Source organism: Bacteroides sp. OM05-12 (genome assembly GCF_003438995.1).
Classification (GTDB): domain Bacteria; phylum Bacteroidota; class Bacteroidia; order Bacteroidales; family Bacteroidaceae; genus Bacteroides.
The window spans coordinates 19,005-30,140 of record NZ_QSUN01000034.1; the positions used below are offsets into that span (position 1 = coordinate 19,005).

Genomic DNA, 11,136 nt, shown 5'->3' on the forward strand with positions numbered 1-11,136 from the left:
GCCAAGCGGTGAGGAGAAGATTCACACACCCCCTGCCCCCGCTCAAGCGGGGGTATTGAGATAGTTTTTATACAGTCTCGATAAGGAGGGGAGAAGTAAGATATGTAAGATGATTAGCTAAGACACCTCTCCAACCCCCTTCAGGAACTCCTCCAGCTTCACCTCTTTCTCCAACCCCATACGTTTCCTCATTCTACTGCGAGCTTTATTCACACTTGCCTTTGTGATACCGAGCGTAAGGGCTATCTTCTCGTTGCTCAGTTCAAGCAAGAGGAGCATGGCTACCAACTCATCGGTACGGGTGAGGTCGGGGCAGATGCGGCGCAGGGCGGGCAGGTAGCCCGGATAAAAGGCGGCGAACGAATGGCGGAAGTCTGCCTCTTTGTCGGTATTGAACAAGTGGGTGTTGATGGCGGCGCGCATGTCGGTTGTCGTTTGCGGGTTGGATACCATTATCAGTTCATGGGCTAGGGAGTTATTGTGGTGGTGCAGTTGCCGGTGGGCATTGAGCAGGGAACTGATTTGCGAGAGGTGCACTTCGCTGATACGGCGATGATAGCGTTGGCGTTGCCGCATATAAATCACTACGGATAGCAGCAGTGCGGCAAGTAGCCCCACCAATGTCCAGGTGTAGAGCAGCGTGCGCTGTTTTAACTGTACCTCGGCGGTGAGCAGCTCGTTCTCGCGCACCTTGCGCCCCGTTTCGTAGCGGATGTTGGCGGCGATGACGGAACGTTGACGGTCTTCACGGAACAGGCTGTCACGCAGGAGGCGGTAGGTGGGGTAGAGTTGCCCCATGCGGGTATACCGCCCCGTTTCGGCATAGGCGTTCAGCAGCAGGTCGGTGACGTTTGCTTCGTTCACCGGGTCGTTCAGGACGATGTAGCGGCGGCGGGCTTCCTCCAGATAGGGGATGCTTTCCGCCTTGCGTGAGGGGGTGTGGTACAACGCCATACCGCAGACGTGAAACAGGCGGGGCAGTTGCCGCACGGTAACCATTGCACTGTCTGCCAGATAGGCTTGCGTGGTACGGATATAGTGCGCCGCCGAGTCGGGATAGGCGTCCAGCAGGATACCCGTGCGTTGCAGGGCGATGATGGTCTGGTACTTGCGCTGTTGCGGTTGCCGCCCGATGACGGCGAGAGCACTGTCCAGACAGACGAAGCATGAGTCCGGTTGTCCTGCCTCCCTGAAACATTCGGCACGCATACGGTAAAGGTCGAGCAGGAAGTTGTCGCTCGCCTCGCGGGCAAAACGGAGGGCGATGGCGTTGGCTTCGAGTGCTTTGTCGCACAGACCGAGTATGCCGTAGAGCGCGGTAAGGTTGCCGTAAGCATGTATCACATTGTCCAACAGGGATTCGGAGGCGGCGGAGAGACTGCCGTCGGCGTTGCGGGCAAGGGTGAAGCAGGGTTCGGATGTGGCGGCGTTGGCAGCGAAGGCAGAGGATGTGGCGGCGGCGGACTGCTTGCGCCCCAGCTCTGTGTAGTAGTCTATCGCCCGTTGGATGTAGCGCATCGCCTCCTCATACCGCCCTGCCAATTGGTAGAAGTAGCTCATGCGGGAGTACAGGCTCCCTTCATTCTTGTACACTCCTCCGCGTTCACGGGCTGCCACTGCACGCTCTTGCAGGCGGATGGCGGTGTCTGTCGCGGGGCAGCAGAAGATGGCGGTCCATGCCATCATGTGATAGACGGATACGGCGCGTGTGTCGTCCGCCATGACGGGCATCGCCGCCAATGCCTGCGCCATGCTGTCCGCTATGGTTGTGTCATCCGCCATCATGTGGAGCTGTGCGCATAGTGTGAGCAATTCCGGTCGCATCACGTCGCGGTAGAAAGCGTGGTCGGAGTGTAGCAAGCTGTCCGGCAGGCGCACTGCCTCGCGGAAGATGTCCGTTGCGCCGTTGCTCTCGCGTTGCTTCAGTATCGCGCAATTATAGTAGTACGTCATGATACGCCCCATATAGATGGCGATGGAGTCCGCCTCACCGGACGGATGTTCCGGCAGGCTGCGCATCAGCCCGGAGTAGAGGGTGCGCACGGAGTCGTAGCCTACTTCGCCGGACAGTTGGCTGAAGTGACTGCTATAATAACGTAAACTTTCCTTCAGGTTTTCGGTTGTGGGTATGGACTGCCTTCTGCAGCCGGCAGTAAAAAGCAGCATTAGTATAGCTAAAGTAGTAATAACCTGTTTTTTATGTGTTCTCATAATTGTGTCCGTTGTTATGACCTCAGTTGTTTTTTTTACCCTGCAAATATAGTTGTTTTCCGCATATATAAGGCAAATTGTCCATCGAATTGTCCATCGGTAATTCTTGTATCACGGCGAATACTGATATATATTTGTCATGAAAATGTTACGCAATCGTTTGATAAGCCCGTGCATTTCCTTATCTTTGCGATTGCCTCCGCTGTGGTGGAGGCGATAACGTATGGAAACGGAAAGCGTTTAGGAATATCATCTCGCATCAGCCGAACTTCGCAACTTTGAATGATGTCGCAGAGATGATAGCAACAAACGCTCACGTCCTTTGTTTATAGAGAGTCCCTTCCCCCACCTCCGGTTTTTACGGAACTGCGGATGACCCCTGTATATGAATGTGGCGTGAGCACTGTTGCTTATCTGCGATATGGGTAATGCGAAGACCCGGCTGATGGATAAGCTGACAGTGGCTCACGCCTTGTTTGTGTACGTGCGGTCGGAAACAAGTTTTTAGTATTCACCTTTTAATACCATGAAACGTATGGCAAAGAAAGTAAAACCGGGGAAACTACGTGGAAACACTACTCCCAATCTACTCACAGAGAATCCGAATGATTACACCCTCCAATTGGCGGGCGGAATGAAGTATTCACTCACCGACATTGTCCAACTCGTCTTGCTCGACGGGGCGACCACCAAGACTGCCCAAGACCTTGAAGAGAGCTTCCGTATGGTGATGGAGAAAGGCATCGAAATGTCATTGATGGGCAATAACGTGTCGCTGGAGTACATTCAGCTGCGTGCCTCCGTAAGCGGTGTGTTTGATAGCAGCACGGAGAGCTTTACCCGCCCCAAGCATGAGGTGAACCCTGTGCTCGTGGCAGGCGAAACCTATTTGGAAGCTGCGCATAACACGCTCGTGGAGAATATGGGACCGACACAGCTCAACGTCATCGCCCAAGTCGTGAACCGCAACACGTACCATGTCAATACGGATATCACCTCCGGTGGCGTGCTCGAGCTCACGGGCAAGGGGCTGAAAGTGCTCGGCAGTGAGATGTATCCCGCCCATGTCTATATCTGTGATGCCGAGACGGGCACTATCGTAAAGAACATATCGGAAGCCGACCTGTTGGCAAACACCCCTACGCACCTGATGTTTCAAGTGCCTGCCGGGTTGGAGGTCGGCAAGCGTTACATCGTGAAGATCTCCACGCAAGCTACGGGCACGTCTGGCAAGCTCCTGAAAGAGCCTCGCCTCATCGTGGGCGACATCCGGCTGACCTGTGTATAGATACACCTGTGTATCGGTACCCCATTACACCCGTGTATCGGTATACCATTACACTAGTGTATCGGTAGGCCGAACCTTACCTGTTTCGGTCGACCAAACTAAGCAGGGGCAGGTAGGAGTAATCAAGCCTCCCCGCTTGAGCGGGGATTGAGAGGTGTGTGAGGGTCTTAGACCCTTCCGTTTCGCCAAGCGGTGAAAGAAGATTCACACACCCCCTACCCCCCGCTCGAGCGGGAGAACAAAGAGAGAGTTAAATAGCGTTCTTTGACATATTGGAAACAGAAATAATGCGTATATTTGGTGCGCCGATTGTTATATACAAGAAAGGAGAACCAAGATATGAAATCAATGGAATTACAGAAGTCCCTGCTCAACGAAGTAGCTGCCATCCTCGATGATGAGGAAATGACGGAGAAAGCCCTCCGCAGCATCCGCCGGATAAAGGCAAAAGTGGCAAAAGAGCAGAAAGTGGAAGAAGAAATCAGACCCTACACCCCGCAGGAGTTGAAGGCAGAGCTGGACGAACGGCTTGCCCGAATGAGAGCCGGTGAAGAACTCTCTTCCGAACAAGTGTTTAAACGGATGGAGGAAAAGTATTCGTGGCTATGCGAATAAGATGGTCTGGCAAAGCAGATCACGACTTGGAAATAGCCGTAATCCAATGCAGGGAAAAGTTCGGGAGCATCGTAGCAACCAAATTCTACCGTCAGGTGAAGAGCAATGAGAAGTATCTGCTCACCCACCCCTGTATCGGAAAAGTAGAACCCCTTGCGGAATCAACGTATGATCCGCTCACTTATCGCAGTCTTGTAGTGCACGAGCATTACAAGATTGTTTATGTTATAGAGGAGGACGATGACGTGATACGTATCGTCAAGTTTTGGGATACGCGCCGGAATCCCGTAACCCTCATCGAGGATATTTGATAACCACACACACCCGACCCACCACCTTATATATACGCATTATTTCCGCCCCGCCCCCTCGCAAGAGGAGGCGGGGCGGACCCTGTTTCCCCAAACAACAAAAGAACCCCACGAGCGAAGCGATGTGGCGAAGAAGCTACTCCGGCATGAGCGCAGAAGCGTGAAACGGAGCGACCGAGACGGCGTAAAGAACGAAACGCTGTTTGAGCGATAGCGAGTTCGTTTCGTTCAGCCGTCGACCGAGCGGAGTAGCTTCGTAGCGTAGCCGGCAGCTTTCTTTGCTTCGTTTCTTTCGCTGCCGAAAGAAATGAAGAGCCCCTTGCGGCTTAAGCGCAAACAGTGCCTCCCCTCTTGAGCGGGGATTGAGGGGTGTGTGAGGGTCTTAGCCCCTTCCGTTTCGCCAAGCGGTGAGGAGAAGATTCACACACCCCCTAACCCCCGCTCGAGCGGGGGGACAAGAAACAAGAACATAGTATGAATCTTAAAATAACAGTAACAATGAAAGTAAAACATTACCTCGCCGCCGCAGTCCTATTGCTGACGATGGCAACAGCCGCACAAGCGGCAGACGACAAACCGATGGTATCCTACACCACCGCCGACGGCACACCGCACGACCCGATAGACTTCACCAACCTCATCGATGTCACATCCACAGGCATGCTGGTGGATGCCGTCACCCTCACCGCCACCGGCACATGGACGTACAACCAGCTAAACGGTCTGTGTTACGCCCTGAGACCGACGGGGGGCAATACCAACACCGAGAACGCCACGCTCGTCACCGCTGACCTGAGCGGCGCCGTGTGCAGCGGCTCCACCATATGTAACATGAGCGGTCTGTTCAGGTCCTGCACCGCGCTGACCACCGTCACCCTGCCTGCGGGCGGGACGGATATAGTGACCTACTTCAGCAACCTCTTCTACCACTGCAAGGCGTTGAAGAGCGTGACGAACCTCGACAAGTTCACCAACGTGAGCAGCTTCTACAACGCCTTCAACGGCTGCGAGGCATTGCAGGGCGTCACCCTGCCGGAGGGCAGCAGTGCCGATGACACCGACTTCAGCAGTGCCTTCTCCGGCTGCAAGGCGTTGAAGGGCATCACGAACCTCGACAAGTTCGCAAAGGCAAGCGACTTCGCCTCCACCTTCCGGGACTGCGAGGCACTGACAGACGTCACCCTGCCCGTGCCCGCCGATGCCACCAAAAGCTTCAGCTTCCAATATACCTTCTCCGGCTGCACCGCGCTGGAGCGCATCACCAACTTAGAGGCGTACACGAACGTGAGCAACCTCTATTCCGCTTTCTCTCAATGCCACAACCTGCTCTACGTGAAGTTGGGCAGCGTGCCGGGCAGCAACACGATGAGCACATTCTACTACACCAACTCCAACTGCCTGAAGTACCTGTCCAAAGACGTCACCGCCTATCCCAATGATTGGACGAACGTCATCGTGGACGGCAAGGCGACTGCCGACATCTATCTGTATGATACATTCAGCGGCAGAATCTGCCCCTTCTACTGCCCCGAGCCCTTCAATATGGACGGGCACACGATGACCTACAACCGCGTATGGACCTACGCCACGCAGCAGGGCGGCTGGAACACCCTCTGCCTGCCCTTCGCCGCCGCCACCGCGCAGAAGGAGCTTGTCAGCGGTGCCTGGCAAGACATCACCCCCGCCGCCACAGGCAAGGATGGCGCCTACCTGCTCAAGACCCTCGCCGCAAGCCCCGATGCAGGCGAGATCGTCCTCGCCAACGCCGCCACAGTGGAGGCCTACAAACCCTACCTCGTAGCCCTGCCCGGCAGTAGTTTCGGCACTGCGGCAAGCCTGGAGAACAGGCTCGTGCGCTTCGTCAGCGCAACCGATGCCACCATCGGCAAGACGCCCGACCTCTCCGCGCAGCAACCCCTCGCCGGCAGCCAATACACGATGTACGGCACGCTGCAAGACTATCAAGCCGATAACCTCTACCTGCTCTACAACGAGAAGACGGGCGATGCAGTCACCGCCAGCAGCTTCGAGCTCTACGAGGACGGCGGCGGCGTGCACCCCTTCCGCGCCTACATCAAGGCGAACAATGCCAATGCCTTGAGTGCTCCGAGATTGGTGATCAAAGGCGGCGGTGGTACTACGGGGATACGTGAGGCTTCCGTTGGCGCTTCGTCTACGGAAGTACCTGCCGTCAGCTATGTTTACAGTATAGACGGGCGTCTGCTACGCACTGTCTCGGCAAGCGAGTACGGGCAACGGTTGGACGGGCTCGACAGAGGTATCTATATCGTGAACGGGGTGAAAGAAGTGGTAAGGTAATCAAGCCTCCCCGCTTGAGCGGGGATTGAGGGGTGTGTGAAATTTCCCCTGCCATCGCTTGGCGAAAGGAAAGGGTCTGCGACCCTCACACACCCCCTAACCCCCGCTCAAGCGGGGGGACAGGAACAAGAGTAATAATATTAATAACAACAACTGATATGAAAACAATAGAATACATCGCTCCGGCGATAGAAGTGATAGAAATGGAGATACAGGACGTGATAGCCGTAAGCCCGGGCGCAATAGCAGACCCTACGATAAAGGATGACCCCACTCCGCACACCGGCAAGAACTTCTGGGGAGATTAAGAAGAACACGATGCCTGTAGTTGGCAGGTAGGTAATTGATACAGTTCCGCTCTCACATAATGTGTCGGCGGAACTGTTGTTTCATTAAAGGTAGTAAATATTGTATATAACCGACAGTGTGTACCGGCTTTTTATTATCTTTGCGAACAGAATACTCAAATGAAATCGAGATATGGCGGATGAGAAACAAACCTACGGTGAGGCGATAGAGAAGCTGGAAAAACTGGTTGCCCAGATAGAAAATAATGAGTTGGATATTGATACATTGGGCGCTAAATTGAAGGAAGCTCAGGAATTGATTAAATTCTGTAAGGGGAAACTCTATGGCGCAGAGAAGGAGATAAAGAAGATTCTAGAGCAAACTGATAAAGAATAGCCTTTTATACTAAAAATATTCAGTGATAACGGTAGGAATTTGAAATATAAAGGCTACATTTGCTAACAATTAGATAATTGGGATTAACTAATACAGTTTAACACATGAAAGAAATTGATTGGTCAAATTTGTCGTTCGGTTATATGCCGACGGATTACAATGTACGTTGCAATTATCGTGACGGTGCATGGGGAGAATTGGAAGTAAGCAGCAGCGAATACATTAATATGCACATGGCTGCTACATGTTTGCATTACGGACAAGAGGCTTTTGAGGGTTTGAAAGCATTTCGTGGTAAAGACGGTAAGATACGTATCTTCCGTTTGGAGGAAAACGCAGCCCGTCTGCAAAGCACTTGCCGGGGCATTATGATGCCGGAACTTCCTACTGATAAGTTCAAAGAAATGATGCTGAAAGTAGTAAAGTTGAATGAACGTTTTATTCCTCCTTACGGGACGGGAGCTTCTTTATATCTTCGTCCGTTGTTGATCGGAACGGGAGCACAAGTAGGTGTACGTCCGGCAAATGAATATCTGTTTGTTGTATTTGCAACACCGGTAGGACCCTATTTCAAAGGTGGTTTTGCTGCCAATCCATACGTTATTACCCGTAAGTATGACCGTGCTGCTCCGCTGGGAACAGGTACTTTCAAGGTGGGCGGTAACTATGCTGCCAGTCTTCGTGCAAGTATGGAAGCTCATGAAGCCGGATATTCCGCTGAATTCTATCTCGATGCAAAAGAAAAGAAGTATATCGACGAATGTGGTGCAGCCAATTTCTTCGGTATCAAGAATAATACCTATATTACTCCGCTTTCCACCTCTATCCTTCCATCCATCACCAATAAGAGTTTGATGAAGTTGGCAGAAGATATGGGTATGAAGGTAGAACGTCGTCCGATTGCAGAAGAAGAACTGGAAACATTCGAAGAGGCCGGAGCTTGCGGTACGGCAGCTGTTATCAGCCCGATCCAACGTATTGACGACCCGGAAAACAATAAATCTTATGTATTCTCTAAAGATGGGAAACCGGGACCTGTTTGTGAAAAGCTTTATAATAAGTTGCGTGCTATCCAATATGGTGAAGAACCGGATACTTACGGTTGGGTGACTATCGTAGAATAATATCTATACCTTAGTATATATAGGAATAAGCTCGCAAATGTTGCGGGCTTATTTTTTTATTCTTTGACGGATAATACCTAACTTTGCAGTGTAATTCATTTAATATCGTTTGCATGGGAAAAGGAAAGTTAGAGAAGTTTGCCGATATGCGGAGTTATCCGCACGTATTTGAATATCCGTATTCGGTGGTGGATAATGTGCCGTTTGAGATGCAGGGGAATTGGAATCGTGATTTCTTCAAGAATGACCATCCGATAGTTCTGGAACTCGGTTGCGGACGGGGAGAATACACGGTAGGGTTGGCACGCCTCTTTCCTGATAAGAACTTTATAGGAGTGGACATTAAGGGTTCTCGTATGTGGAGTGGTGCGACGGATTCTCTTAACGAAGGTTTGAAAAATGTAGCTTTTCTGCGTACCAACATTGAGATTATAGAACGGTTCTTTGCCGCGGGAGAAGTGAGCGAAATATGGTTGACTTTCTCTGATCCGCAAATGAAGAAAGCTACCAAACGTCTTACTTCCACCTATTTCATGAATCGTTACCGTAAATTTCTAAAGCCGGACGGAATTATTCATTTGAAGACCGATAGCAATTTTATGTTCACTTACACCAAATATATGGTGGAGAAGAACAACTTTCCGGTACTGTTTGTTACCGATGACCTCTATCATTCCGGTTTGGTAGATGATATTTTAGGTATTCAGACGTATTATGAACAGCAATGGTTGGATAGAGGATTGAATATTAAATATATCAAATTCACGCTTCCGCAGACGGAGGCATTGGAAGAACCCGATGTGGAGATAGAATTGGATGATTATCGCAGCTATAACCGCAGTAAGCGGAGTAGTTTGAATACAGGTAAATAACAAGAATAGAATTACGAGTTATGAATTACGAAGTACGATTCATAACATAATTCGTAATTCATAACTCATAATTAAATAAAGATGACACTATATCCTAAATTAATAATAGATGCGCTTGCAACAGTGCGTTATCCCGGAACAGGAAAGAATCTGGTAGAAGCGGAGATGATTGCGGATAATATCCGTATCGATGGAATGAAAGTTAGCTTTTCCTTAATCTTTGAGAAACCGACCGACCCTTTTATGAAGTCTATCCTGAAGGCAGTGGAGGCGGCTATTCATGCCTATGTATCACCTGAAGTCGAAGTGACTATCGCGACGGAAAGCCGTCAGGCTGCCCGCCCTGAACCCGGTAAGTTATTGCCGCAAGTTAAGAATATCATTGCTGTATCTTCCGGTAAGGGGGGAGTAGGCAAATCTACTGTTGCGGCCAATCTTGCCGTGGCTTTGGCAAAACAAGGTTATAAGGTAGGTCTGTTGGATGCCGATATATTCGGACCGTCCGTGCCGAAAATGTTTCAAGTGGAAGATGCCCGTCCGTATGCAGAACAGATAGACGGCAGGGATTTGATTGTTCCCGTAGAGAAATACGGTTTGAAACTACTTTCCATCGGTTTCTTTGTCGATCCCGACCAAGCTACACTTTGGCGTGGAGGTATGGCGAGCAATGCCCTGAAACAGTTGATAGCCGATGCCGATTGGGGGGAGTTGGATTATTTTATATTGGATACGCCTCCGGGTACAAGTGATATTCATTTGACTTTGGTGCAGACGTTAGGAATAACCGGCGCGGTAATTGTAAGTACGCCGCAGGAAGTGGCTTTGGCAGATGCGCGCAAAGGTATCAATATGTACACGAATGATAAGGTGAACGTACCCATCTTGGGATTGGTTGAAAATATGGCATGGTTTACTCCTGCCGAATTGCCGGAGAATAAATATTATCTTTTCGGTAAAGAGGGTGTCAAAAGACTATCAGAGGAAATGAATGTACCCCTGCTCGGTCAGATTCCAATCGTACAGAGTATCTGTGAAGGAGGAGACAATGGTGCCCCTGTTGCTCTGAATGAAAATACGATTACCGGACGTGCATTTGAAGAATTGGCGGCGAATGTAGTAGAGCAGGTGGATATACGAAATAAGGAATTAGCACCTACCCGTATTGTAGAGGTACATAAATAGGGCTTAAAGAAGTGGTGTCTTACGCTTGTAGACAAAGATACGGTCGATTGATGACAAACTCCTATCGTTTGCAAACAATCGACCGTATCTTTGTCAACAAACGTCCTGATGTTTTTTTTAATCAACCTGATGTTTTTTAAAAACATCAGGATCATTTCAAAATTGCCTAAGGGAGCATTGCCTAACACACAAGGGGGCGTTGCCCTACGCTCAAGGGAGCGATAGCCTACATCTACTGGAGCGTAAGGCATCACTCCCTTAGGCGTTTTAGATTACTCATTTTGCCGATTTAGCTGTTTTTTAACTTTTACTTCGTCTTGCCTTCACCTTATCACGATTTACTCCTTAATCGTTGATTGCCAGATAACTATGGTGAAAGCACTTTTTTAGGGGAAATTGAGCGTTGGAAGTAGAAAATTGAAAAATGGGAAAGTGAGAAATTTTCAATTCTTAACTCTCAATTTTCAACTCAAATGAACTGCACCCCAAAAGTTGGACAGTTAATTATTTGTTTCTATAATTGATTCTAT

At 50.2% G+C, this 11,136-nt stretch carries 10 protein-coding genes; 9 read left to right on the forward strand and 1 reads right to left on the reverse strand.

The window, feature by feature from the left end:
• Window positions 1-117 precede the first annotated feature (117 nt).
• A complete protein-coding gene (locus DXB63_RS16540; protein WP_122348323.1) occupies window positions 118-2,211 on the reverse strand; it encodes a hypothetical protein in 2,094 nt (697 codons plus the stop codon).
• 535 nt (window positions 2,212-2,746) lie between these two features.
• Between DXB63_RS16540 and DXB63_RS16545 the strand changes: the two genes are divergently transcribed.
• From DXB63_RS16545 to DXB63_RS16580, 9 genes are all read left to right on the forward strand, one after another.
• Window positions 2,747-3,499: a DUF4469 domain-containing protein gene (locus tag DXB63_RS16545; RefSeq protein WP_158563697.1), complete on the forward strand. Its 753-nt coding sequence runs from the start codon at window positions 2,747-2,749 to the stop codon at window positions 3,497-3,499.
• Between the two features lie 348 nt (window positions 3,500-3,847).
• Entirely contained in the window at window positions 3,848-4,114 is a 267-nt protein-coding gene (locus DXB63_RS16550) for a hypothetical protein (RefSeq protein ID WP_122348324.1), read from the forward strand.
• Window positions 4,105-4,425 carry a type II toxin-antitoxin system RelE/ParE family toxin gene (locus DXB63_RS16555; RefSeq protein ID WP_122127496.1) on the forward strand — a complete coding sequence of 107 codons (321 nt, stop codon included), beginning with the start codon at window positions 4,105-4,107 and terminating at the stop codon, window positions 4,423-4,425. Before DXB63_RS16550 ends, DXB63_RS16555 begins: the two co-directional genes overlap by 10 nt.
• Window positions 4,426-4,923: 498 nt before the next feature.
• Window positions 4,924-6,744, forward strand: a complete 1,821-nt coding sequence (locus DXB63_RS16560) for a leucine-rich repeat protein (protein WP_147332304.1) — start codon at window positions 4,924-4,926, stop codon at window positions 6,742-6,744.
• Window positions 6,745-6,902: 158 nt separating this feature from the next.
• Window positions 6,903-7,052, forward strand: coding sequence for a hypothetical protein (locus tag DXB63_RS18005; protein WP_158563698.1), 150 nt, complete (start codon window positions 6,903-6,905; stop codon window positions 7,050-7,052).
• Between the two features lie 172 nt (window positions 7,053-7,224).
• Window positions 7,225-7,428 carry an exodeoxyribonuclease VII small subunit gene (xseB, locus tag DXB63_RS16565; RefSeq protein WP_122127498.1) on the forward strand — a complete coding sequence of 68 codons (204 nt, stop codon included), beginning with the start codon at window positions 7,225-7,227 and terminating at the stop codon, window positions 7,426-7,428.
• Between the two features lie 104 nt (window positions 7,429-7,532).
• A complete protein-coding gene (locus DXB63_RS16570) occupies window positions 7,533-8,552 on the forward strand; it encodes a branched-chain amino acid aminotransferase (protein ID WP_122127499.1) in 1,020 nt (339 codons plus the stop codon).
• A 113-nt stretch (window positions 8,553-8,665) separates the two neighbouring features.
• Window positions 8,666-9,424, forward strand: a complete 759-nt coding sequence (trmB, locus tag DXB63_RS16575; RefSeq protein WP_122127500.1) for a tRNA (guanosine(46)-N7)-methyltransferase TrmB — start codon at window positions 8,666-8,668, stop codon at window positions 9,422-9,424.
• A gap of 81 nt (window positions 9,425-9,505) precedes the next feature.
• Window positions 9,506-10,606, forward strand: coding sequence for an Mrp/NBP35 family ATP-binding protein (locus tag DXB63_RS16580; protein ID WP_122127501.1), 1,101 nt, complete (start codon window positions 9,506-9,508; stop codon window positions 10,604-10,606).
• Window positions 10,607-11,136: the final 530 nt, after the last annotated feature.

Bases quoted from the DNA above. Each gene is read 5' to 3' on its own strand.
- DXB63_RS16540 (WP_122348323.1), bottom strand. From the start codon at position 2,211: ATGAGAACACATAAAAAACAGGTTATTACTACTTTAGCTATACTAATG.
- DXB63_RS16545 (WP_158563697.1), top strand. From the start codon at position 2,747: ATGGCAAAGAAAGTAAAACCGGGGAAACTACGTGGAAACACTACTCCC.
- DXB63_RS16550 (WP_122348324.1), top strand. From the start codon at position 3,848: ATGGAATTACAGAAGTCCCTGCTCAACGAAGTAGCTGCCATCCTCGAT.
- DXB63_RS16555 (WP_122127496.1), top strand. From the start codon at position 4,105: ATGCGAATAAGATGGTCTGGCAAAGCAGATCACGACTTGGAAATAGCC.
- DXB63_RS16560 (WP_147332304.1), top strand. From the start codon at position 4,924: ATGAAAGTAAAACATTACCTCGCCGCCGCAGTCCTATTGCTGACGATG.
- DXB63_RS18005 (WP_158563698.1), top strand. From the start codon at position 6,903: ATGAAAACAATAGAATACATCGCTCCGGCGATAGAAGTGATAGAAATG.
- xseB (WP_122127498.1), top strand. From the start codon at position 7,225: ATGGCGGATGAGAAACAAACCTACGGTGAGGCGATAGAGAAGCTGGAA.
- DXB63_RS16570 (WP_122127499.1), top strand. From the start codon at position 7,533: ATGAAAGAAATTGATTGGTCAAATTTGTCGTTCGGTTATATGCCGACG.
- trmB (WP_122127500.1), top strand. From the start codon at position 8,666: ATGGGAAAAGGAAAGTTAGAGAAGTTTGCCGATATGCGGAGTTATCCG.
- DXB63_RS16580 (WP_122127501.1), top strand. From the start codon at position 9,506: ATGACACTATATCCTAAATTAATAATAGATGCGCTTGCAACAGTGCGT.